Genomic DNA, 22,013 nt, shown 5'->3' on the forward strand with positions numbered 1-22,013 from the left:
GTGGCGCTGCATCCTGTTGCAGTGCGTCAGCTGTAAAACCGGATCACTCCGCTTCAGGCAGCTATTTGCAGGACAGCACACTGGCAACTATTTGTACAAAGTGTATCAGCACAATTCTGACGCACCAAACCTACCGAAACCGAGGTTGGCGCCAGAACAACAAAGTTACCGCCTTCACACAACAGAACAATGCAGTGCTGATGCCAGCTCCGATTTGAGTCCCGCGCCGACTTTGTTGGGCTACCGAAGCGAAGGGTGAAGGGCAAATGGTGCTGGCACTTCGCATCTCCAGCCTGGCTCACTCACGGTTCGACATTTGGCCCAAATCGGGACCGGTCGAAGTCCGTATCCAGCCTGGCAGGTACATGGCCCGCCATCGCGACGCGCTGTCGTTAACCGGCACCGACTATCGATGCATGACATTGGAGAAAGCCCAGCGGACAAATTTGTCCGCTGGGGGGACTTGTTCGAATCGTCAATCCTGACTTCGAACCCCACAGCTGAATATGACCACGCCTCGCGCAGTTGGAATCTCCGCAAAAACCCCACGTGAACCAATGATCCTGGTGCTGCGGACAACCGCTGATGGACGGAGCCGATCCCGCAGATACACAAATGCAGGGGCGGGCTGTGTATGTACTACGACCGAAGGGCCCCGTGAAGCAACCACTTCGGTCAACGGAATCGCGCCTGCCCGCGTGAGTGCATCCTCCGCTGGATACCGGCTCTAACCACCGCCAAACAGACCTACGAATGTAAACGGTCCATCCCCACAGCAGATCGCGCTCCGCCAGTGGCGTCCACTCAGGGCACAAGTGCAATGGTCACTGGGAACAACTTGAGCTGGGCTGACGCTGTTGGCGTGGCACAAGCTGGGCACATACAGGGCACAGGCACCAGGGAAGCAAAAGGGGTGACCATTGGTCCCTTGACCAGTTGAGCCCGATACCAGGACCCAAACGTACTCATGGAGCACAACTGCACAACACGTTGATGGCAATCACTTGCGCGGAACACAAGATATGGTGCGGCTGGCGGGGATCGAACCCACGACCCTTGGCTTCGGAGAGCAGAAAAATTGATCGACATGTTGATGCTCTAAGCTCACCAAGCAAGCGTCAAGCGGCGCTAGTCGGCATCAAGTCGTTGATCTACTGATCCTTTTTCAGAGACGTGGTGTGACAGGCGTTTTTTCACATGACGTCGCTTGTCACACATCTGTCCTAAAAAACGCTCGTGTTTTCCAGCAAGGTGCGCCTCAAAGCCGCTGACCATTGCCCCCTCAGTCATAGCCTGCTTCCGATGCGATCATGTTGATTTGACTTGCCCCTCAGTAGTTCGCGCATGTGGCAGCACCATCAAAGCAAGAAGGGCCAACGCGCCCAGGCCGGCAGACAACCATAGCGCGCCCGAGCCCCATTGCACCAGCGCCATTCCGAACAGAAATGGCGCCATGGCCTGCGCCACGCGCGCTGGCAACATCAGCCAGCCCTGGCGCATGCCGTAGCCCTGAGGACCAAACAGCACCAGCGGAAGCGTCCCCTTGGCAATGGTGAGGATGCCATTGCCCGCGCCATGCAAAACGGCGAAAAGCGGCGCTACAACTGGCCCGGCAATGAGCAAAGCCGCTACGCCCAACGGATGGCCCATCGCGGCAAGTCGTGCCGACAACAGTGGGTGAACGTGTCGAAGAAACCCGAATTCGAGCAGTCGCCCGGCCACCTGTGCAGGCCCGATCAATGCGCCCACACCAACTGCCACCGCTAGGCTGGCGCCACTGGCTTGCAGAAGTGCTGGGAGGTGTGTCGCCATGGCGGTGCTGATGAACCAGGTAACGGCAAACACGAAGGCCAGCAAAGTGGAGGTGACTTTCACACGATTGGCAGACGGCGCCTTGCCGTCAACCTTTGTCGGCGGCGTCTGGTGGGGCTGCTGCGCCACGCCCGCGCGCGGCAGCGCTGCGTTAAGGGGCAGGCCAAGCACCAGATGCAGACCTGCCCAAGCAAAGCAGGCGCCTCGCCAACCGATCTGTGCTTCAAGCAAGGTCGAAAGCGGCCATCCCACCGTGCTGGCGAAACCCGCGATCAGCGTGATGCCTGTGATGGCACTGCGGGAACCTTGACCGTACAGCCGAACCAGGGCCGAGAAAGCTGCTTCGTATAGGCCGCTACCCATGGCAAGACCAATCAGTGCCCAGGCCGCAAACAAGGACCACACGCCTTGCGATGTACCGAGTGCGGCCAACCCGAGTGCGAAGAGCAGACTTGTGCCCATGAGCACAGGGCGCCCCCCATGGCGATCAATGGCGCGGCCAGACCATGGGCCTACCACCGCGGACACAACCAGCGCGAGCGAGAATGCGGCAAACACGGTGGGCGTGCTTACACCCAAGTCCCGTGCCATGGGGGCCGCCAGCATGGCTGGCAGGTAGTAGGTGGATGCCCACGCCAGGGTTTGGGCAGTCCCCAGCGCCGCGATCGTGGCCGCGTTGCCTGGAATGGCCATGTCAGCCGCAGCAGGCGGCTGCGGCCGGGACTGCAGAACGGGTGGCGGGATTGGCTGGCTCAACCGGGGGAGACGAGGATTTCGATCCGCACCCGCAGCCTGACTTGCCCTGCACCTTGCTCGCTTCGTCGAGTACACAGCAGGCGGTTGTGTCGGCCTTTGCCGGCCCGCCGCAACAGCCCATGTCTGCTCCCCCGGAAGGAGGGCTCGCCAAGTCCACCGAGCACACACCGGTCTGCGGCAGCTCAAGCTGCACGTCATCGGCGGCGCTCAGGTCGCCAGCCAATGCGGCCACGACCGAACGTGCCTGCTCATAGCCTGTGGCGAGCAGGAAATTCGGGGCACGGCCATAGCTTTTTGCGCCGATGGCATAAAAGCCGGCTTCGGGATGTGCGAGCTCGCGGTGACCATGGGGCCGCACGGTGCCGCAGCTGTGCACGTTGGGGTCGATCAAGGGCGCGAGTTCATCGGTGCTTTCCAGCCATGGATCAAGGCGAAGCCGCAGTTCCCGCGCAATACTGAGGTCGGGCCGGGCGCCTGTAGAAGCGATGATCTCGTCGACACCCTCGATGGGTGCCTTGGCTGCATCAACGGCGAGCACACGCAACCCCTTGGGGCCGGGAGCCACCTCGCGAATGCCGAAACCGAGGTGCATTTCGAGTCGACCTTGATCGACAAGCGCGCGCAGGCGCACTCCCAGTTCGCCGCGCGCAGGCAAACCATCGTTTTCTCCACCACCAAAAAGCCTGCGCAGGTCATTGCCCCGCACCGCCCAGGCCAGACGCGTGCCAGGTTCCTCTTCTGCCAGGGTGGCCAGGGCCAGCAGATTGCCGGCAGCCGAATGTCCCGCACCGACCACCAGCACCTTGCGGCCGGCATAGCGGCTGCGATCCGTGCCCAGCACATCGGGCATGCCGTGCACGATTTGTGCGCGAGCATCTGCTTCGCCCAGTACAGGCAAGCCGTGTACACCCAGCGGATTGGGTTGCGACCATGTGCCCGAGGCGTCAATCACTGCGCTGGCGTGCAACTCGCGCAGACCCTCAGCCGTCTGGATCTGGAGCACAAAGTCGGCCTGCTCACGACCTGCGGTCTTGGCCTTGTCGTACCCGTCACGCGAGATGGCCACCACCCGATTGCCGAAATGAATGTGTGGCGCCAGCGCCGACGTGCGGGCCAGTGGGACCAGATAGTCTTCCACCAGTTCGCCTGCGGTGGGCAGCTTGTCGAGCACCGGAGCAAGCCAGCCCGATGCGTCGAGCAATTCGCGCGCGGCGCGGTCGATGTTGTAGCGCCAGGGAGAGAACAGACGAACCTGGCGGTAGCTGGCCAGATGGCTCGCGACGATGCTGCCCGCCTCCAGAACAACCACAGGCAGACCGCGTTGCACCAGATGGGCCGCCGCAGCCAAACCGACCGGGCCGGCACCTATGACGGCCACGGGAGAAGAAGCGGAACTCAGAACTTTCATGGGAGACTCCTTCGTACTTCGTCGATTGACGAATAAATAAACCAAAAAAGGCCGCCCTTAGAGCGCCTCGACCAATCTCTTGAGCGTGGCCACGCGATCAGGGTTGATGCAATAGCAGGTGCGTTGCTCTTCGGCAGATCCCAGCACAAGGCCAGCGTCTTTGAGCACCTTGACGTGTTGTGAAGTGGTGGACGGCGCGAGATCCACGACGTCGGAGAGCTTGCCGAAATAGCAGGTGCCGTGGCTGGCGAGGTGCTGCAACAGACGGATGCGTGCCGGGTGCGCCAATGCCTTAAAAAGCACAGACAACTCTTCGGCTTTATGTTTTTCGTAGGCGGACTTTGACTCATTGGTGGACTTCGCCATGACCTGCTTCGTAATTCGTAAAAATACGAAGAAATGTATCTGGAACTCGCTGCTGGGTCAACTGATCTCGCTCCATAAGTTGGCCGGATACACCTAGCTCACAACCATGTCGCAGTAGTTCACAACGACCCGGCTTTTATCGACCAGTACCACTGCGTATCCAGGCGGCTCCTTGCTCCGAACAAGCTTCTGTGCGTTCATATCGAACTCAAACTGCACATGGGTACTCTTCAGCGTTGCGATGGGATGACCTGCCCACAATCCCGTGCTGTTTCGATGGACATGCCCAGCGAACAGGAACGTTGGATGCTTGCGAGCCTGGACCAGTGGAAGAAGTGCGTCTGCATTGATGAGCTTTAGCCGGTCAAGTGCAGCAACACCGATATCGGCAGGCGGATGGTGCAGAAATGCCAGCAGTGGGCGTTCGTCGCTGGACGAAAAGGCCTTCTCGATCCAGTCCAGTCTGGACTCGCACAGTTCGCCATGGTGCTTTCCGTTGTCGGCAACAGTGTCCAAATAAACGATCTGTGCGTCTGAGAGTTCGTCAAACCCGTGGACGAAGGGCCCCGCGCCGCAGAGATCGGGGAAGATCGATAGCAGTGCTCGACGGTCATCATGGTTTCCCGCCATGACGCGGTACGCAATACCGGTCTGGTCAAGCTCGTCGCGCAAGAGGCTATAGGCGCCAGGGTTCTTTAATTGAGCAACATCACCAGAAACAACGATCCTGTCTGCATCACCGTGTCTTTGACGCACTTCGCTGAGGCAGTTGCGCAAGCGCTGTAGTGGGTCAATGCCCTGCGGCCACTCCCGGCCCGGCTCGACCAGATGCAGGTCTGTCAACCATATGAGTTTGCTCATGCTGACTGTCCTTGAATTTGAGGCGCAATCGCAATCGCAGACAGGTCCCGGCCTTCATCTCGTGCAGGCATGCTAGCCTCCTTTCGTTCGGAATACCGGTCTGTCAGGACGGGTACGTGGGGCCGAAGCAAAGCGGTGAAGCGGACCAGTTCTTCGACCACATCAACGATGCGATCGTAGTAAGCAGACGGCCTCATGCGTCCTGCGTCATCGAACTCCTGAAAGGCCTTTGCCACGCTAGACTGATTGGGGATGGTGAACATGCGTACCCAGCGACCGAGCAAGCGCAACGTATTCACTGCATTGAAGGATTGCGAACCACCCGACACCTGCATGACTGCCAGCGTCCTCCCTTGCGTTGGCCTCAACCCACCCAGGCTCAGCGGAAGATGATCAATCTGCGCTTTCATGACCGCTGTGATCTGCCCATGGCGTTCGGGACTGCACCAGATCTGCCCTTCCGACCACATCGATAGTTCGCGCAGCTCACGCACCGCTGGATGTTCGTCATGAGCCACCTGGTCCGGCAGGGGCAGATCCGACGGATCAAAGATGCGCGCTTCTGCACCGAAGAAGCGCAGAATCCTGGCGGCCTCTTCGACAACCAGCCGGGAGTACGAACGGTCGCGCAACGAACCGTACAGCAAGAGGATACGTGGAGGGTGATCAAGGCGCAGGCCTGCGGGAAGATCACCCGCCAGATGACGCATCGTGTAGCGCTTGTCCAGGGCGGGGAGGTGGTCCGGATCTGCAAGGGTACGAAGTCTCATTTCAATCAGTCTTCCTTAAAGGTTGGAGGATTGCGGCCTTGCCACTGCAGCCGCGAGAGAAGGTCGGTCACTCTATATACATTGCACAAGGAGGCATCCTACACCGATGTATAAAGTGAAAAAAATAGCCTAGGGGGTGGTCATCACGTCACCGGCGAGCATTCAATTGAGTCATCGCTTGGCCCGCAAGGATGCAATCGGTGGCCTCAAGCCAGGCTTCCACTGCCGTCTGAAACGCATCGCGACCCTTCTTGGTGATTCTGTACACCTTGCGTTCGCGTCCCTGAACGATCTCCGACTTTGAGTTCAGATAGCCGCCCGCTTCAAACTCGTTGAGCATGGGATACACAGTTCCTTCTGAAGGGCTGCAGCATCCTTTGGTTGAGGCCTCTACGGCCTGCACCACCTCGTAGCCATGCATGGGCTTCTGGTGAAGCACGCATAGAACGAAAAACTTGGAGAGGGACATCTTGATGGTGCCCTGCCAGTACGCCTGGTCTGAGTAATCAGGTATCTGGCGTGAAGTCGTGCGCGCTGGTGATGAAGCAGATGTCATGGCTGAAAATATAATACCTTGATGGGCGAGGTGTCAACCGGGTGAAACAATAGACCCCTGACTCGCAAACCAAGCGCTTTTCTTCAAGCAAAGATCAATGCGTCGCCTTCATCTGCGCTTGCTTGCCTACCTGGGTGGGCACAGCAAGCTCAACGCCGAGGTGTCTTTCAGCTTACTGAATCGACAAGCGTTTCATTCGCTCCCAAAGGCTCTTCCGACTGATGCCCAATGCATCTGCCGTGATACCGATTTGCCAGTCGTGTTTGGCAAGGATCTGGGTGATGTATTGCTTTTCCTGCTCCCGGAGGTAGGACTCCAGCGTCGGAGATGTTGATTTCGCCTCTGGCCCAAACTCAGGGGTTGGAGAGACCAGGCTTTCATCCTGTGCAGGCTGCAGGAGCCTGGCTTCAATGGTCGTTCCCTCAGATAGCAGACATGCACGTTCGATGCAGTTGCGCAGCTCACGCACGTTGCCCGGCCAGCGGTGTGCCATTAGCATTCGCTCGGCTTCTTCTCCCAGGAGTCGGGGTGCTGATGGGTGCTCCTGATTCCAAGCTTCGACAAAGCGCTGCGCGAGCCATGGCACATCTTCCGGTCGCTCGTGCAAGGGCGGCACACGCAGGTGCACCACGTTGATGCGGTAGTACAGGTCTTCCCGGAAGCGACCGGCCCTAACCTCTTCGTTCAGGTGCCGGTTGGTCGCGAAGATGATGCGCACCTGGACCTGCTGGGCCTTTTCGCTGCCCAGGCGGGTGATCATGCGGTCCTGCAGCACCCGCAGCAACCGGCTCTGGAGGCTCAGCGCCATGTCACCGATTTCGTCAAGGAACAAAGTGCCACCGTTGGCCTGTTCGAACATGCCCTTGTGGGAACGCGATGCACCGGTGAAGGCCCCTTTTTCGTAGCCGAACAGCTCGGCTTCGATCAGCGATTCAGGCAATGAAGTGGCATTCACCGCCACAAATGGGGCTCCTGTTGGCTGCGTTTCAAGGTGCAGACAGCGCGCCAGTTCTTCTTTGCCGGCTCCCGACTCTCCAGTGATTAGGACGGTGTTCCAGTGATCGCCCAGGCGCCTGACCATGACGTGAAGCTTTCGCATTTCGCTGGAGATACCCAGGGGGCAAGAGGGCGTTTGCAAAGGAGGCGGCGAAGCTCGGGTTGGCGCAAGCGCGCGCAGCCGCTCCATCAGACGGTCCATGTCCAGGGGCTTGGTGAAGAAATCGAAGGCACCTCTGGCCAGCAGTTCGTTGCGCTGGGCGACCGTCCCATAGCCGGTGATGAAAATCCAGGGGCGATCGAGCCAGCGCTTCGGCAGGCGGTTCATCAGTTCCGGCCCCTCAAGATCCGGCAGCCGCACATCGCTGATGATGGCCGCAGCAGGTTCCTGCCCTCCTTCAGCTGCAACGATCAACGCATTCGCAGTGCGCCACCAGCGGCACTCGAAGCCTTCTAGTTGCAACCGCTCGGTCAGCGCTTCGCCCATGAGCGGGTCGTCTTCAATCAGGTCGATGTTCATGCGGTGCTGGCAGGGGAATTCGTGTCGTCACGCTCTGTGCTGAGCAGGTGGAACTGTTGGAGTGGAAAGTCCGCGCAGAGCACGGTCGTTGGTTCGCTGGGGCGGGCCATTCGAAGCTCAAGCCGACCACCCAGGGTATGAAGAATGCGGGCGGTGATCCACAGGCCCAAGCCCAGGCGTCCATCGGGCGTGCGTTCGGTGCCCTGGGTCAAGGCGTCCAACTTTTCATGACTCAGCACCGGGCCTGTGTTGCCCACACACACCTGCCATGACGCCGATGTGGTCTCGGTCCAGACCAGCACTTCGCCCCTTGCGCCTGCCGCCGCCAGAGCGTTGAGAGTGAGGTTGAGAACGACCTGTCGCACCGCCACCGCGGGCAGGTCGCCATGAGAGGGTGGAGCCACCCGCCATTGGAAAGAACAACGAAGATGCTCGGCCTCCGGCCGCAGCAACAGCTCCAAGTCGTGCAGGTCGGCGGCCTGCAGGCTACGCTGCTCGCGGCGAGCTTCATTGAGCAGCGCCTGCACGGTTTCATGTATCTGGTTCAGGCCGCGATCAAGCAGTCCCAGGGTGCGCTCGGTGGCTTCGTCAACACCACCACGCAAGCGCCGGTTCTGTATGACGCCCAGCATGCCACCCAGCGGGTTGTTGACTTCATGCGCAATGCTGGCGGTGATCTGGCCGATGCTCGCCAGGCGCTCGGCTTCCTGCATATGACGCTCAAGTTCCTGCTTGGCCGCAATCTGCCGGAGCATGGCCGAGAAGGTTCTGGCCAGTTCGCCCACTTCGTCCTGACGCTCTCCCACGCTGGTCAGCTCGTCGGACTGCAATTGCTCCTTCACGGTGGCTAGCCGGGGTGTGTTCTGCATGACTTCCCGCAGGCGCCCAAGCGGCGCCGTCAGCCTTGTACCGAGGTAGGCGCCTGCAAGGGCCACCAGCGCCACAGCGATAAGGCCAAGAACGGACAGCTGGCGCACCACGGTTTCCCGCTGCGCTCGGGAGATACCGGCAGGATGGGTCGCCAGCACGACGCCGAGCAAGGCGTCTTCATCGCCCACGATTGGAACGGCCAGAACGAGGGAAGCGCCGCCTGCATCCGCCACCCTGGCCGAACCTGGTGGGTGGCTGGACAGCACGGTGCGCGAAGCCTCGATCATGCTGTCGGGGAGCGTGCTCAGGTGCGCTCCGATGGGGTATTGGCGCGGTGCAGGCGAGACAAAAACCTGCTCCCTGGCATCCAGGACCACGATGCCGACGGACGCGTCCTGCTGCTCCTGCGGTGCAGTTTCAGTGGCAGCGCGAACCAACTGATAGGCCTGCCAAACATCGTTGCGCAACACAGGCTGGACCAGTGCCCGCGCCAACGTGCTGGCCAGTCGGCGTGTTTCGGCCTCTGCATTGGCCTGCACATGACGATCCACCAGAAAGAAGGTGGTGAGCGCCACGGCAATACCGGCCACCACGGCCACGCCCGTGAGTGCCAGTGGCACCAAAAATCGGTAGCTCAGCAGAACCCGGTTCATTTCAGCCGCGCTGGTGAGCGGCCATGTTGGCGATGCTGTCGAACAGTCCGGGCGTCGCATCGGCGAAGCCATCGAGCCGAAGCTCCTTGAGCACCCGCTGTCCGTCCGGATGGTTGGCCATGCGCTTGAGTGCGCTGGCATAACGCGCCACCACCGCACGGTGTGTGTTGGCCGGCGCAACGATCGGCGGAAAGCCGAAATCAGGCGAGCGCATCATCACGCGGGTCTGAGCGGTCACGGCGGGCGAAAGCTCGGCCAGGGTTTCCCAGACGTAGCCATCTACCGCACCGGCTTCCGCCAGCCCCTGCGAAACCGCATCGACCACGTGCCGGTGCGAGTAGGTGAAAAAGGAACGCTTGAAGTAGCTGGCCGGGTCGTGTTTTCGATGTCGCAGCAAATGCTGGACAAACAGGAAGCCCGAGTTCGACAAGGGGTCGGAATACGCAAAGGTCCGTTCGCGAAGGTCGTCCACGGTGCGAACGGTGGATGACTTGTCCGCGATCAGATAGCTCTGGTAGACAAGGGCATCGCGCCAGATCGGAACAGTCACCAGTTGCAACTCTTGGCGATACAGCACATACGGATAGCCGCAGACCCAGGCCAAGTCGAGTTGACCACCCCGAAGGGCATCCATGACCTGGGCATAGGAGCCAAACTGGACAAAGGTCACCGCGCTGCCCATTTCGTTTTCCAGGTACTGGGCCCACTGCCGAAGCAATGTCACGCGGTCGTCCAGAAACACCGGCGTCAGGCCAAAGCGGATGGCTCGCGACTGCGCTCCCAGCGAGCGGGGTGCCAAGGCCAGCACCGCCCCTGCTGCAAGGCACTCACGCCGGTTGAGTCCAGCCCCAACCGCTGGGAAGACTTTGCTTGTCATGGTTACCCGACGGTAACGGAAAGATTGGGTGTTTTCCCTAGGGTGTTACCCGCAGGTAACACCAACAGACCTCGGAAAAAGGTCGGTTGGTCTGTTAATGCTTTGATTTCATTGGGAATTTTAGACGAGGACGCAGTGGCATGCCCCTTGCGGTGTCAAGGTATTTCCCCCACGAGGCCTTCATCGGTCGCCAACAAGAATGCCTGGAGACAAATCGCCTGTCCGCGTCATGCTGCGCGCCGACAAACCGCTGTTGCACGAAGAGGGCGCGTGCCTGCCGTTGCGCAGCCGACATGGCCAGTGCCGTGCGTGTGCGAGTGCCTGCCCGGCGCAGGCGCTGGAGGTGTCGCTGGCCGAAGTGACGCTGGGCGACGCCTGCACCGGCTGCGGCCAGTGCACGGCTGCCTGTCCCACTGAAGCGCTGTCGCTGCCCGAGCTGGCGTTCCTGTCGCCTGCGGCTCCGCAGGCGGAAGCCGGCCGCTCTTCCCCTGCGCAGCCTGCGGTGCCCGTCATCCTGGAATGCCGCAAGGTGCCAGCCGACCTGCGCGCGCCAGCCAGCCAGGAGGTGCCTTGTCTGGGTGCGGTCCGCGCGAGTCATCTGGTGGCGCTGAGCGCCGGAGGCAGCGCCGTGCAGCTCATGGACAGGGGCTGGTGCGAAACCTGCGACATGGGTTGCCACGGTGAAGCCCCACACCACCCCGCGCAAGCGGCGCTGGATCTGGCCACCCTCTGGCTGGAAGCCGTGGACGCAGCGGCGGCGGCTCCCCAGCTGGTCCGTGAGCCCCTGCCTGCAGAACGCTGCCCGCAACTGCTGCCCCCCGCACCAGAGACGGCGGAAAAACTCGACCGGCGCAGTTTCTTTCGCCAGGCCCTGGAGCGGCCTGCAGGCCGTTCCACAGCCGTTTCCACCCCCATGGGTGGCGACGGCAAGGCTGCGTATCCGGCAGACCGCCGCCAGGCTTCGCCGGACCGTCAGCGTCTGCTGACAGGCTTGGGTTCTTTGGCCGAACGTTCAGGGAACGAACTGCCCAGCGAGCTCTACCCGCAGATGCATGTGAACGCCACCTGCTGCGACCAGCGTCTGTGTGTAGCCCTGTGCCCCACGGCTGCGTTGACGGTGCGCGACAACGGCATTGGCGCGCACCTGCAGTTTTCAAGCGAGAGCTGCATCGCCTGTGGCACTTGTGTGCGGGCTTGCCCGACCGGCGCCATCCAGCTGGCTCCCACCGGGGGCCGGCGCGGCGCGCAGACCGTGTTTTCCCATGTGCGGCGCCCCTGTGCGTCATGCGGCGACGTCTACACGCCGGATGCGGCGCAACTGGAGAGCGAGGCGCCCAGCCTGTGCCCCAGCTGTGCCAAGTCACAACGCTTCATGGACGACGCACGCAAGCAACTGTTTGGCGGCCTGAATTGATTCAACCAAGAGGAGACCTGTGATGGGCATCATCGAACGCATCTTCCAGCCAGCGGTCTCACGCCGGCGCTTCCTGCAGGCCACGGCTGCCACTGGCGCGGCGGCTACTGTGGTCGGCGGCACCACGCTCAGGGAAACCCGGGCACAAGCGCCGGCCGCCGCTGCGGCCGAGACGAAGATCACCAAAAACATCTGTCACCAGTGCCCGGCGCGCTGCGGCATCGACGTCTACACCACCAACGGCAAGGTCCACGCCATCTACGGCAATACCGACCACCCCATTGCCAACGGCAAGCTCTGTCCCAAGGGCCCGCTAGGCACCTACATACTGTACGACCCGGACCGCTTCAAGAGCCCGATGAAGCGCACCAACCCGAACAAGGGGCGCAACGAAGACCCGAAGTTCGTGCCCATCTCGTGGGACGAAGCGCTGCAGACGGTGGCCGACCGCCTGAACATGCTGCGCGACAAAAACGAAAGCCACCGCTTTGCCTTGCTCTATGGCCGTGGATGGGGTGCATCCTGCGCTGGTCTGCAGGGCACCTTCGGCAAGCTTTACGGTTCACCGAACGTGGCCATCGGTCACTCGTCGATGTGCTCGGACGGGAGCATCAAGTCCAAGCAGGCCACCGACGGCAACGGCTCCTACAACGCGCACGACTACCGCAACACCAACTACCTGTTGCTCATGGGCTGTGGCTTTCTGGAGGCCTTCCGGCCCTACAACTACGTAATGCAGATGTGGGGCCACATGCGCTCGAAGTCACCCAAGACCCGGGTAACGGCGGTGGATGTGCACATGAACACCACACTGGCCGCCAGCGACCGAGCGCTCATGATCAAGCCCGGGACCGATGGCGCGTTTGCCTTGGCCGTGGCCCATGTGATCCTGACCAAGGGCCTGTGGGAACGCTCTTTTGTGGGCGACTTCAAGGACGGCGAAAACCGCTTCAAGGCGGGAGAGACCGTCGATCCCGAACTGTTCCAAGAGAAGTGGACGCGCGGCCTGGTGGAGTGGTGGAACATCGAACTGAAGGACCGCACGCCTGAATGGGCCGAAGGCATCACCACCATCCTGGCGCGTGACATCATCGCCACCGCCACCGAGTTCGGCAGCACGCGCCCGGCGATGGCGATCTTCGAACGTGGTGTGCACGCGCACAGTAATGGCATCTTGAACGGTATGGCGGTGCATTCGCTCAATGCGCTGGTGGGCTCGTTGTTCGCCGAGGGCGGCATGATGTACCAGATGGGTCCGTCCTACGGTGCCATGCCGGTCGACGAGGCCGACTTCATGGACGACTATGCGAAGGACGGCCCCTGGAAGAGCCAGCCACGCATCGACCTCAAGGGCCACGAAGACGGCTACCTGATGGCCAACAACATGATGCAGGAGGTGGGGCCCAACTCGCTCGCGGGCAAGCCCTACAAGCTCGACACCATCATGTTCTACCTGAACAACGCGGTGTGGACAGCCCCCAACGGCCAGCAATGGGAAGAGGCGCTCAAGGAACTGTTCGTCATCGACACCTCGCCCTTCCCCGGCGAGACGGCCATGATGGCCGACATCATCCTGCCCGACCACACCTTCCTGGAACGCCTGCAGGACGCACCCACCTATCCGTTCGAAGGCTGGCCACTGGCGCAACTGCGAGTGCCTGCGATCAAACCGCTGTACGACACCAAGTACTACGGCGACACGCTGATCGAAATCGGCAAGCGCATGAAGGGGTCCATGGGCGCGTACTACAAGGAACTCAAGGATTCTGAAAATGTCATCCGCCATCTCGCCAAGGGCTTCGAGGCCGACCCGGGCGACAACGGCGTGAAGGATTTTGAGAGCTGGAAGGAAAAGGGCGTCTGGTACAAGAAGCGCTACCTCTGGCAGCAGCGCAATGGCGACTTCTTTGAGTGGGACGGAAAAGCCTACGCCAAGCCCATGAGCGCGGACGAGGTCAAGGCCAAGTTGCTCAAGACACCGTCGGGCAAGTTTGAATTCCGCTCCGGCTGGCTCGAGGCCAAGGCCGACTGGATCGCTTCCAAAACCGGACGCGATCGCGCCAAGCTGATGTTCCCGCACTGGGAGGAGCCTCAGAACCCCGGTGGCGGCGACATGTTCATGGTCACACCCAAAGTGGCAATGCATGCAGAAGGCCGCGGTAGCAACCTCCCACACGCCATCAGCCTGCTGCAGCCGGTGATGGGCGGTCGCGATCAGGCCTACATCGAAATCCATCCGGAGACGGCGAAACAACGCGGCATCGCCGATGGCGACCGCGTGCGGGTCAAGACCAGCGTCGGCTCCATTGAGGGGGTGTGTCGCCTCTTTGAAGGTGTGCGACCAGACACGCTGGTGTACCCGATGGAGCATGGCCACTGGGCACAAGGCCGATGGGCCAAAGGCCGCGGGCCGGGCCACAGCGGCGACATCACCGTGAATCAGAGTGATCGCATCACGGGGCAGTGCAACTACTACTCCACCAAGGTCACGATCGAAAAGGCCTGATGGCCATTCCAACCAGACAAGGAGACTGAAATGGCAAAGTGGGGAATGGTCATTGACCTGGACAAGTGCACCGGCTGCCAGGCCTGCACCACCGCGTGTTCGATGGAGAACAACCGGCTGCCAGGTGAGAACTGGCAGGACGTGCTTTTCTATCACGAGGGGACGTACCCGAACGTGAAGATGCAGTGGTTCCCGCGCCCCTGCATGCATTGCGAAAACCCGTCCTGCGTGGATGTCTGTCCAACCGGTGCCACGTACAAGGAAGAGGACGGTGGCTTCGTGCTGATCGACTGGAACAAGTGCATCGGCTGCAAGGCCTGCATGGTGGCTTGCCCTTATGGCGTGCGCTTCTACACCGACGAGAAGGCCGTGGTGCAGCCCGACTTGCGCAGTGTGTTTCCAGGCCAGGACGGGCGCCAGTGGGACCCCCCCTACAAGGGGCCCCAGGACGATCCCACCCATGGTGTGGGCATCCAGCCGAGCGGCGTGGTGTCCAAGTGCACCTTCTGCCACCACAAGACCAGTACCGCGCCCAAGGGTGTGGCCGATCTGGACGAGGACAACCCGGTGACCAAGGAACACACCCCGGCCTGCGTGCGCGTGTGCCCGCCCAAGGCGCGCTACTTCGGTGACCTGGACAACGCCAACTCCAACGTCAACAAGCTGATCGCCGACAAGCGTGGCGTGCGCCTGCTCGACCACACCGGCAACAAGCCGCAGGTGTACTACCTCTCGGGTGGAGCCGGTGCCGCCGTGCCCAGCAGCCGAGCCGACGAACCCAAGGCCTGATACAGAGGAGAACCCACATGAACACCCTTGCTCAACCTCGCCCTTCCTCGGGCAGCCCGATGGGGCTCCTCCTCATTCTGGCGGTGGTCGGTCTGGTCGTGGCTGGCGGCTTCGTGCTCAGCCAGTTGCTGACCGTCGGTCACACCGCTTACAACAGCGACAGCCGGGGCATCTTCTGGGGCCTGCCCATCGTCACCTACGACTTCTTCCTGCTCTCGTCGACCGGCCTTGCCATGCTGGCTTCTGCCTGGACGGTGTTCCGGCTGCCGGCTTTCGAGCCGATCGCGCGGCGCGCCACCCTGCTGGCCATGGCTGCCCTGGCCGGCGGCGTGGCCGCCTTGTTCATGGAGCTGGGCGCGCCCATGAAGGCGCTGTTGCTCATCCCGTTCAGCGGTACTTTTTCGGCGCCGCTGTTCTGGAAGGTGTGGGGCGTGATCTTCTACAGCGTGGGCCTGGCCTGGCTGCTTCTGACGTGGCTGTGGCCCAGGGCTGTGCTGCCGTCGAAGGCCGCTGCCGTATTGACTTTTGTGGCTGCGGTCTACATCACCTTCGTGGCGGGCGGCGTGTACGGCTGGATGTCGATGCGGCCGTTCTGGTTTGGCGGTGAAATGTCACTGGCCTTCATGGTCGAGGCCTTTCTGGGTGCCGTCACGTTCGTGATCATCTTCACCCACCTGGCCGCCGGCTTCAACACGCAACGCATACCGGAGAGAACCCGCATGCTTTTTACCGGTCCACTGGGCGGCCTGTTTGCGGTGCTCATGATCGCGCACGCCTTTTTCGTGGTGTCGCGCCTGATCGCGGGCCTGTACAGCAACGCCGAGGGCATGCAGGTGTGGCACTACCTCTGGAGCCGGCCCACGTTCCAGGCCGAGCTGTGGATCGGTCTGGGTCTGCCCATCGTGCTGACGGTGCTGCCAGGCCTGCGCAGGTCGCTGTCGCTGCAGCTGCTGGCCGCCGTGGTGGCGCTGGTGGCCTTGTTCACCGCGCGCTATGACTTCGTCATTGGCGGCCAGATGGTGGCCCTGTTCAAGGGCAGCTGGGCTCATGGTTTGCTGAGCTATACGCCTTCCCTGACCGAGTGGGCGGTGCTGGCCACTGCGGTGTTTCTCGCCAATGTGGTCTATGCGCTGGGAGAGAGACAGCTCGCGCTGGACGGCCAGGAGGGCCTGTGAGCGAAGCCGCTGCACTGGCGCCGGGTGTGCTGAGCTCTGAAGGCGAGGCGCAGCTGCAGCGGGCCGACCTGCTGTACTGCCTGGCCCAGGCCTTTCTGCCACCACCCGATACGTGGTCCATCTGTGACTGGGCGCAACCTCTGGTCGACGACCTGGCTGAAATGGCGCCTGGCCTGCCCGGTCTCGACATGGAAGGCGTCAAGTCCGCGCTGGCAACTGAATGTGCCCGCTGGGCGGCCAACGCGCGAGCCGGGGACGCAGACACGTGGCTGGTGGAGTACAGCCGACTGTTTCTGGTGCCGCCGGTACCGGTGACGCTCAACGCAGGGGTGTATCTGGAAGGCGCGCTCGGAGGCAACAGCACACAGATGATGCTCGCCTGCTACGAGATGGCCGGGGTCAAGCCTGACGAACGCTTTCACGATCTGCCCGATCATGTGGCCATGCAACTGGAGTTTCTGGCCCGCCTGTATGAGAGCGCAGCCCGTGGCGACCCGGATGCTCAAGGCATGGCAGAGGAATTTGCTACCGAGTTCGTTCATGCCTGGGGAGGCCCTTTGGATCGGGCCTGCCACAAGGCATCCACCCGTTTTCCGGCGGCACTCGTGTTCGCGGCGCTGGTCAGGTTGATGCGGCATGCCCTGGCGGATCCCGCGCCTTGAACGACTGAGTTGGCGAGACAACTGAAAGGAAGAGGAGCCCGTATGCGCACCCATGGCCTGAAGCCTGGTTTTGATTCATTGAAGCAGTTGCCGGGACCGCATCACCCGATGCCTGATCCCGCAGCTTCTCGGTCCACCGCGCTGCAGGGGCTGCTCAGCCGGCACTCGGTGGGACCCCGATGGTTAACCGAGCCTGCGCCGTCGACGGGGCAACTGGAGCAGGCAGTGGCCTGCGCCTTGCGCGCGCCAGACCACGGTCTGCTGGTGCCCTGGCGCGCAGTGCTGGTGCCCTCGGAACAGCGTGACGCGCTCGGCGAACGGTTCGCGGTGTTTGCGGCAGCAGTGGGCAAGTCCGCCGACGACATTCAGCGTGAGCGGGAACGCGCGGCCAAGGGCCCGATGCTGGTGGCCTGGGTGGCGCACATCATTCCCGACATTGCAGAAGTGCCCGAGCATGAACAATGGATGACGGTAGGCGGCGCCCTGACGAATTTCCTCAATGCCATGCACCTGATGGGCTTTGGCGCCAAGACACTCAGTGGACGCAAATGCCAGCACCCGGCTGTTACGGAAGCGTTCTGTGCCGCCGACGAACAGCTGGTGGCATTCATCTGCGTAGGAACACCCTCCCAGGTGGGCAAGCCACGGTGTGCGGACAACGTGGCTGCGGCATGGTCGCAGTGGCACGGCAACGCCCCTGCCTGAGCGCAGAACGGAACATCTTGGGGGTTGCGGCGTTCGGTAGGGCACTTGGGCCGCTGGCGTTGCTCACGGTCCTGGCCCTGCCGGCACACGCGGAAATGTCGGGCGATGACTACCGCAGCCCGACGGTGCTGTCTTCACCGCAGGAACGTGCCAAGGTGGCAGAGGAACTGGAGGCCGACCGGCTGCGCCTGTCCCGCGAGGCCGAGCAGCAACAGGAGTCACAGGCCAGAGCGCTGGCGCTTCAACGCCAGCGAGAACAACAACGTCCGCTGGGCGAACGGCTGCTTGACGCGAAATGCACCCGTTGCCATTCGCTGGACATCGTGAGGTCGCAGAGCAAAAGCGCACTGGGCTGGCGCTGGACGGTGGAGCGCATGCGGTGGTGGCACGGTGCCGCTCTTGAAAAGGGCGAGGCTGGCGTGATCGCACGTCAACTGGTGCAGACACGTGGCGCGGCCAGATCATCCATCTGGTTTTTGGCAGGCGCAGGCGCCGCAGGCGTGGGAGTTCTTTTTTTTGGGATCAGGCGCTTCCAGGGGCGTCGAGTCAGCGCCGAAAACCATGCAAAGTTCAATACAAAGGGGATATGAATGAGGCTGGTCATCGGGTGCGTGTGGTGTGTGGCGATGGTGCAGGCGCTGGCCCAGGCGCCTGCGGAACCGCTGGCGAAGGCCGAGGCGGTCGTACCTGCGCTCATTCAGCCTTCAGATCCGCAGCGCCTGTTCAAGCAGGGCGGGCGCCAGATCAAAGACCAGAAGCCCGCCATCTCTGTGTCCAAGGAACCAGTCGGCAAGCGACCGCCTCTTGTGCAGGTCAACCCACCCTCTCTGGGACTGTGCGACGGCAGTTGATCGCCGCGCAGCCCTTTCACGGGGTGATCACCGAACCTTCGCGCACTACCAGCAGCTCCCCCTGCGCCAGCGGGACCCATGCTTCGTCTGTGAGTGGCACGCTGGCCACCAAGGTAAGGAACTGCTCGGCCGGCTCCACCGCGACACCCACTTGATTGGCCTGTTCCTCGGCGGAGCGTCGGGGCTGCTGAAGGGCGCACTTCTTCTGCAGTACCCATAAACCGGGAGCAGCGGTCTTGCCACTCAGCTGTTGCTTGCGACGGTCGGCATGCACAAAAAGAGCATCGCCGTCCGCGTACAGGAAATTGGCTGGCCCGAGCGCTCTCATTTCGGTTGCAAACGCTCCCAGTACGGTGTGGCGGTCTGCCACTGTTGGCGGCGTGTTCCGCCCCCAAAGCGCTTGCAGTCTTTCCAGCAGCAGTCCAAAGGCCCACTCCGAGTCTGTTTCGCCCACTGGCAGACTGGGCCCAAGCAGCTTGAGGCCACTGTCACGAATGCCCTGCAGGTGGCCATTGTGGGCGAAGACATGCATGCGTCCAGCCATGGCTCGGCTGAAAGGCTGGGTGTTTGCCAGAGAGAGACGACCTTGCGTGGCATGCCGGATGTGGGATATGGCCAATTCGGTGCGCGGCCCTTGCGACTCCAGGAACCGGACCAGCCGACTGCCGGCTGCGGGCGCAGCCTGCCGGAACAGCGCCACATCCGGGCCATCGTAAAAGGCCACGCCCCAGCCATCGGGGGCCACACCGGGTTCTGCGCTGTGCGCGGCCAGTGTCTTCAATGAGAAATTCAGACGCGCCGGGCGCGAACTCGACAGGGCGAGCAGTTCACACATGGCATCAATGAGCGGGCAACTTGCCGAGCACCGGCGAATCGAGGCTGGCATTCATCGCGTTGCCGCAGCCATTGAACATGGGCGTCTTCCCCATCTGCAAGGTGACATGCTCGATATCAAAGCGATCGTGCAGCAGCGCCGAAACGTTCTCCAGAAAAGCCTCGTCGCCGACGCCGTCTGGCATCACAAGGTGCGCCGTGAGCGCAATCTTCTGGGTGCTCATGGCCCAGATGTGCAAATCGCTCACCTGACTGACGCCGGGCTGGTTCGTCAGGCAGTCGTGAACCGCCTGCGGATCGATGCTGTCTGGCACGCCGTCAAAAAGCAGGTGCAGAGACTGGCGAAAAAGATTCCAGGTGCCTGCCAGGATTACGGCCGCAATCAACAGGCTGGCAACCGGGTCCAGCCAGACCCAGCCCATCCAAAGCGTGAGCGCGCCGGCCACCACCACGCCAGCCGACACCAGCGCATCGGCGGCCATGTGCAGAAACGCACCGCGGATGTTGAGGTCGGTTTTGCCTCCTCGCATGAATAGCAGGGCTGTGATTGTGTTGACCACGATGCCGATGCCGGCTACCACCATGATGGTGGCGCCTTCGGCGCTTGCAGAAGGATCGGGCGATATGAGGCGGCCCACTGCTTCCCAAATGAGTGCGCCCATGGCCACCAGCAGCAGGAGGGCGTTGCCAAAAGCGGCCAGGATGGTGCCGCGTTGCCAGCCGTAGGTATGTCGCTGGTTCGGTCGCAGCTTGCTGGCCAGCGCTGCGCCCCAGGCCAACACCAGCCCGGCCACGTCGCTCAGGTTGTGCCCTGCATCGGCCAGCAGGGCCAGCGAATTGATCTTCCAACCATAGAAGGCCTCGATGGCCACGAAGGCAAGGTTCAGAGCAATGCCGATGGCAAACGCCTGGTTGAATGCCTTGGGAGCGTGATCGTGGTGGTGGTGTTCGGCACCCATGTTGAAAGCCTGTCAGCGCCGGCGCAGCGAACCTTGCAGATCCGTACCGGGCGACACGGTGTTGAATACAGTACCGTACTTCCTGACGTTGTCGTGCAGCAAGCTCAGCCGCTGATCGTTCTCGTCGGTGTCCACGATGATTTCGTAACGGATGGACTCCATGCGCGGCGGCACGTCCTGGCGCACACCTTCGACCACTACCTCCACACCACTCAGTTGGAATTTGAGGATGGGCGCTACGCGCTCGATGCTCTTGATCATGCAGGCCGACAGGGCCGCCAACAGGAGTTCCGCCGGGTTGAACGCATCGGGGCTCCCCGCCAAATCGGTGTCTAGCGCTACCTCGGCATTCTTGCAGCGCGACCGGCTACCGTGAGCGTTGACCCGGCGGGACTCGACGCGAAAGCGCATCTTTGGTGGAGTGTCTTGCATGGGGTCTGTTTGGTTAGCGGTTGCTGCCGCGGTCGCGAAATGCTGCATCAGGTTACGCCAGAACTGGCACGCCAGGGTTGCTTCATGTCAATTGAACAAATGAATGGGTGAGAGTCTGATGGGCGCAGTTTTGCTTTTCTTTGCATCTTTTGGCCCCATGCTCCGTCTTCAGAGACATGAGCACACTGTCCGCCCAACTGTTCCGCTGGCCAAAGAAGCAGCCCCTGGCCTTTCTTCTGATCGCTGTCGCCATTTGGCTGGGGCTTTATCAGTTGTTGATTCCCTTCTCTGAGGTGATGGTGGCCGCCCTGCCTGTGGAGCGCCAGAGCCATCTGGGCAAATCGCTGCAGTTCTTTTTCTATGACACGCCCAAGGTCTTGCTGTTGCTGACCGGAGTGGTGTTTGTCATGGGCATGGTGAACACCTGGTTCACCCCTGAGCGCACGCGGGCGCTGCTGGCCGGGCGAACGCATGGTGTGGCAAATGTCATGGCCTCGGCGCTGGGCGTGGTCACGCCGTTCTGTTCCTGTTCGTCGGTACCGCTGTTCATCGGTTTTGTGCAGGCGCGCGTGCCGCTGGGGGTGACATTCTCCTTTCTGGTCACCGCGCCCATGGTCGACACGGTCGCCCTGACCATCCTGTTCTCGCTCTTTGGCTGGAAGATCGCCGCGCTCTACCTGGGATTTGGCATGGCGCTTGGGGTCATGGCAGGCCTGGTCATTGGCGCGCTGAAACAGGAGCGCCACCTGGAAGACTGGGTGCGCGCGATGCCACAGGTGTCGGCCGATGTGGACCCGCAGCAGCTTGCAATGGCTGACCGTGTCGCAGCTGGCATGGCATCGGTGCGCGAGATTGTGGGCAGGGTGTGGCCCTATGTGCTGGGAGGCATTGCGGTGGGCGCGGGCATTCATGGCTACGTGCCGCAGGAGTTCCTGGTCTCGTTCATGGGCAAGGACGCTGCCTGGTGGTCGGTGCCAATGGCGGTTGTGATGGGCGTTCCCATGTACGCCAACACCGCCGGCATTCTGCCGGTGATCGAGGCGCTGACCGCCAAGGGCGCGGCCATGGGAACGGCGCTGGCGTTCATGATGAGCGTGGTGGCCTTGTCGCTGCCCGAGATGATCATCCTGCGCAAGGTGCTCAAGCTGCGCCTGATCGCCACTTTTGTTGGCATCGTGTCCATCGGCATCCTGGCGGTGGGTTTCATCTTCAACGCCATTCTTTGAAGCGCTTCGACAAAC

General features: G+C 61.9%; 22 protein-coding genes. 10 read left to right on the top strand and 12 right to left on the bottom strand.

The window, feature by feature from the left end; genetic code table 11:
- The coding region (locus J2W49_RS23940; RefSeq protein ID WP_310321960.1) for a hypothetical protein at positions 1 to 218 on the top strand (218 nt) is incomplete at its 5' end.
- A gap of 1,090 nt (positions 219 to 1,308) precedes the next feature.
- Here the strand turns inward: J2W49_RS23940 and J2W49_RS23945 are convergent.
- The 9 genes from J2W49_RS23945 to J2W49_RS23985 form a co-directional block, all read right to left on the bottom strand.
- On the bottom strand, positions 1,309 to 2,505 hold the full coding sequence (locus tag J2W49_RS23945; protein WP_310321963.1) for an MFS transporter: 1,197 nt from the start codon (positions 2,503 to 2,505) through the stop codon (positions 1,309 to 1,311).
- A gap of 1 nt (position 2,506) precedes the next feature.
- The gene (locus J2W49_RS23950; RefSeq protein ID WP_310321965.1) at positions 2,507 to 3,976 is read right to left on the bottom strand and encodes an FAD-dependent oxidoreductase; all 1,470 of its coding nucleotides are present in this window, start codon (positions 3,974 to 3,976) and stop codon (positions 2,507 to 2,509) included.
- A gap of 57 nt (positions 3,977 to 4,033) precedes the next feature.
- Positions 4,034 to 4,342: an ArsR/SmtB family transcription factor gene (locus J2W49_RS23955; protein WP_310321967.1), complete on the bottom strand. Its 309-nt coding sequence runs from the start codon at positions 4,340 to 4,342 to the stop codon at positions 4,034 to 4,036.
- 93 nt (positions 4,343 to 4,435) lie between these two features.
- Entirely contained in the window at positions 4,436 to 5,203 is a 768-nt protein-coding gene (locus J2W49_RS23960) for a phosphodiesterase (protein ID WP_310321969.1), read from the bottom strand.
- Complete coding sequence (gene arsH / locus J2W49_RS23965) at positions 5,200 to 5,973, bottom strand: arsenical resistance protein ArsH (protein ID WP_310321971.1); 774 nt, start codon at positions 5,971 to 5,973, stop codon at positions 5,200 to 5,202. The genes J2W49_RS23960 and arsH overlap by 4 nt, the downstream gene beginning before the upstream one ends.
- Positions 5,974 to 6,121: 148 nt before the next feature.
- Positions 6,122 to 6,529, bottom strand: coding sequence for a PadR family transcriptional regulator (locus J2W49_RS23970; protein ID WP_310321973.1), 408 nt, complete (start codon positions 6,527 to 6,529; stop codon positions 6,122 to 6,124).
- A gap of 172 nt (positions 6,530 to 6,701) precedes the next feature.
- Positions 6,702 to 8,045 (bottom strand): sigma-54-dependent transcriptional regulator, encoded by a 1,344-nt coding sequence (locus J2W49_RS23975; RefSeq protein ID WP_310321976.1) that lies wholly within the window; start codon positions 8,043 to 8,045, stop codon positions 6,702 to 6,704.
- The gene (locus J2W49_RS23980) at positions 8,042 to 9,568 is read right to left on the bottom strand and encodes a sensor histidine kinase (protein ID WP_310321978.1); all 1,527 of its coding nucleotides are present in this window, start codon (positions 9,566 to 9,568) and stop codon (positions 8,042 to 8,044) included. The genes J2W49_RS23975 and J2W49_RS23980 overlap by 4 nt, the downstream gene beginning before the upstream one ends.
- A 1-nt stretch (position 9,569) precedes the next feature.
- On the bottom strand, positions 9,570 to 10,445 hold the full coding sequence (locus tag J2W49_RS23985; RefSeq protein ID WP_310321981.1) for a substrate-binding domain-containing protein: 876 nt from the start codon (positions 10,443 to 10,445) through the stop codon (positions 9,570 to 9,572).
- Positions 10,446 to 10,644: 199 nt separating this feature from the next.
- Here J2W49_RS23985 and J2W49_RS23990 point away from each other — a divergent pair, with 199 nt between their 5' ends.
- From J2W49_RS23990 to J2W49_RS24025, 8 genes are all read left to right on the top strand, one after another.
- Positions 10,645 to 11,859, top strand: coding sequence for a 4Fe-4S binding protein (locus tag J2W49_RS23990; RefSeq protein WP_310321983.1), 1,215 nt, complete (start codon positions 10,645 to 10,647; stop codon positions 11,857 to 11,859).
- 22 nt (positions 11,860 to 11,881) lie between these two features.
- On the top strand, positions 11,882 to 14,365 hold the full coding sequence (locus J2W49_RS23995) for a molybdopterin-dependent oxidoreductase (RefSeq protein ID WP_310321985.1): 2,484 nt from the start codon (positions 11,882 to 11,884) through the stop codon (positions 14,363 to 14,365).
- A 30-nt stretch (positions 14,366 to 14,395) separates the two neighbouring features.
- A complete protein-coding gene (locus J2W49_RS24000; RefSeq protein WP_310321987.1) occupies positions 14,396 to 15,154 on the top strand; it encodes a 4Fe-4S dicluster domain-containing protein in 759 nt (252 codons plus the stop codon).
- A gap of 17 nt (positions 15,155 to 15,171) precedes the next feature.
- The gene (gene nrfD / locus J2W49_RS24005; RefSeq protein ID WP_310321989.1) at positions 15,172 to 16,329 is read left to right on the top strand and encodes an NrfD/PsrC family molybdoenzyme membrane anchor subunit; all 1,158 of its coding nucleotides are present in this window, start codon (positions 15,172 to 15,174) and stop codon (positions 16,327 to 16,329) included.
- Positions 16,326 to 16,991 (top strand): TorD/DmsD family molecular chaperone, encoded by a 666-nt coding sequence (locus J2W49_RS24010; protein ID WP_310321991.1) that lies wholly within the window; start codon positions 16,326 to 16,328, stop codon positions 16,989 to 16,991. Before nrfD ends, J2W49_RS24010 begins: the two co-directional genes overlap by 4 nt.
- A gap of 108 nt (positions 16,992 to 17,099) precedes the next feature.
- Complete coding sequence (locus J2W49_RS24015; RefSeq protein ID WP_310321993.1) at positions 17,100 to 17,696, top strand: nitroreductase family protein; 597 nt, start codon at positions 17,100 to 17,102, stop codon at positions 17,694 to 17,696.
- A gap of 17 nt (positions 17,697 to 17,713) precedes the next feature.
- Positions 17,714 to 18,286 (top strand): hypothetical protein, encoded by a 573-nt coding sequence (locus tag J2W49_RS24020; RefSeq protein WP_310321997.1) that lies wholly within the window; start codon positions 17,714 to 17,716, stop codon positions 18,284 to 18,286.
- On the top strand, positions 18,287 to 18,547 hold the full coding sequence (locus J2W49_RS24025) for a hypothetical protein (RefSeq protein ID WP_310321999.1): 261 nt from the start codon (positions 18,287 to 18,289) through the stop codon (positions 18,545 to 18,547).
- Between the two features lie 16 nt (positions 18,548 to 18,563).
- Here the strand turns inward: J2W49_RS24025 and J2W49_RS24030 are convergent, their stop codons facing one another.
- Genes J2W49_RS24030 through J2W49_RS24040 form a run of 3 tightly spaced genes read right to left on the bottom strand, consistent with a single transcriptional unit; the run spans position 18,564 to position 20,772 of the window.
- Entirely contained in the window at positions 18,564 to 19,382 is an 819-nt protein-coding gene (locus tag J2W49_RS24030) for a class II glutamine amidotransferase (RefSeq protein ID WP_310322001.1), read from the bottom strand.
- A gap of 4 nt (positions 19,383 to 19,386) precedes the next feature.
- Positions 19,387 to 20,340 carry a cation diffusion facilitator family transporter gene (locus tag J2W49_RS24035; protein ID WP_310322003.1) on the bottom strand — a complete coding sequence of 318 codons (954 nt, stop codon included), beginning with the start codon at positions 20,338 to 20,340 and terminating at the stop codon, positions 19,387 to 19,389.
- A 12-nt stretch (positions 20,341 to 20,352) separates the two neighbouring features.
- Positions 20,353 to 20,772, bottom strand: a complete 420-nt coding sequence (locus tag J2W49_RS24040; RefSeq protein WP_310322006.1) for an OsmC family protein — start codon at positions 20,770 to 20,772, stop codon at positions 20,353 to 20,355.
- Positions 20,773 to 20,948: 176 nt separating this feature from the next.
- Here J2W49_RS24040 and J2W49_RS24045 point away from each other — a divergent pair, with 176 nt between their 5' ends.
- Positions 20,949 to 21,998, top strand: a complete 1,050-nt coding sequence (locus J2W49_RS24045) for a permease (RefSeq protein WP_310322008.1) — start codon at positions 20,949 to 20,951, stop codon at positions 21,996 to 21,998.
- Positions 21,999 to 22,013: the final 15 nt, after the last annotated feature.

Origin of the sequence: Hydrogenophaga palleronii, assembly GCF_031457455.1 — a bacterium.
GTDB classification, from domain to species: Bacteria; Pseudomonadota; Gammaproteobacteria; order Burkholderiales; family Burkholderiaceae_C; genus Hydrogenophaga; species Hydrogenophaga palleronii_A.

Bases quoted from the DNA above. Each gene is read 5' to 3' on its own strand.
- J2W49_RS24015 (WP_310321993.1), top strand. From the start codon at position 17,100: ATGCCTGATCCCGCAGCTTCTCGGTCCACCGCGCTGCAGGGGCTGCTC.
- J2W49_RS23955 (WP_310321967.1), bottom strand. From the start codon at position 4,342: ATGGCGAAGTCCACCAATGAGTCAAAGTCCGCCTACGAAAAACATAAA.
- J2W49_RS23950 (WP_310321965.1), bottom strand. From the start codon at position 3,976: ATGAAAGTTCTGAGTTCCGCTTCTTCTCCCGTGGCCGTCATAGGTGCC.
- J2W49_RS23945 (WP_310321963.1), bottom strand. From the start codon at position 2,505: ATGGCCATTCCAGGCAACGCGGCCACGATCGCGGCGCTGGGGACTGCC.
- J2W49_RS23975 (WP_310321976.1), bottom strand. From the start codon at position 8,045: ATGAACATCGACCTGATTGAAGACGACCCGCTCATGGGCGAAGCGCTG.
- J2W49_RS24000 (WP_310321987.1), top strand. From the start codon at position 14,396: ATGGCAAAGTGGGGAATGGTCATTGACCTGGACAAGTGCACCGGCTGC.
- J2W49_RS24030 (WP_310322001.1), bottom strand. From the start codon at position 19,382: ATGTGTGAACTGCTCGCCCTGTCGAGTTCGCGCCCGGCGCGTCTGAAT.
- J2W49_RS23985 (WP_310321981.1), bottom strand. From the start codon at position 10,445: ATGACAAGCAAAGTCTTCCCAGCGGTTGGGGCTGGACTCAACCGGCGT.
- J2W49_RS24045 (WP_310322008.1), top strand. From the start codon at position 20,949: ATGAGCACACTGTCCGCCCAACTGTTCCGCTGGCCAAAGAAGCAGCCC.
- J2W49_RS23970 (WP_310321973.1), bottom strand. From the start codon at position 6,529: ATGACATCTGCTTCATCACCAGCGCGCACGACTTCACGCCAGATACCT.
- J2W49_RS24035 (WP_310322003.1), bottom strand. From the start codon at position 20,340: ATGGGTGCCGAACACCACCACCACGATCACGCTCCCAAGGCATTCAAC.
- J2W49_RS23960 (WP_310321969.1), bottom strand. From the start codon at position 5,203: ATGAGCAAACTCATATGGTTGACAGACCTGCATCTGGTCGAGCCGGGC.
- J2W49_RS24040 (WP_310322006.1), bottom strand. From the start codon at position 20,772: ATGCAAGACACTCCACCAAAGATGCGCTTTCGCGTCGAGTCCCGCCGG.
- arsH (WP_310321971.1), bottom strand. From the start codon at position 5,973: ATGAGACTTCGTACCCTTGCAGATCCGGACCACCTCCCCGCCCTGGAC.
- nrfD (WP_310321989.1), top strand. From the start codon at position 15,172: ATGAACACCCTTGCTCAACCTCGCCCTTCCTCGGGCAGCCCGATGGGG.
- J2W49_RS23995 (WP_310321985.1), top strand. From the start codon at position 11,882: ATGGGCATCATCGAACGCATCTTCCAGCCAGCGGTCTCACGCCGGCGC.
- J2W49_RS24025 (WP_310321999.1), top strand. From the start codon at position 18,287: ATGAGGCTGGTCATCGGGTGCGTGTGGTGTGTGGCGATGGTGCAGGCG.
- J2W49_RS23980 (WP_310321978.1), bottom strand. From the start codon at position 9,568: ATGAACCGGGTTCTGCTGAGCTACCGATTTTTGGTGCCACTGGCACTC.
- J2W49_RS23990 (WP_310321983.1), top strand. From the start codon at position 10,645: ATGCCTGGAGACAAATCGCCTGTCCGCGTCATGCTGCGCGCCGACAAA.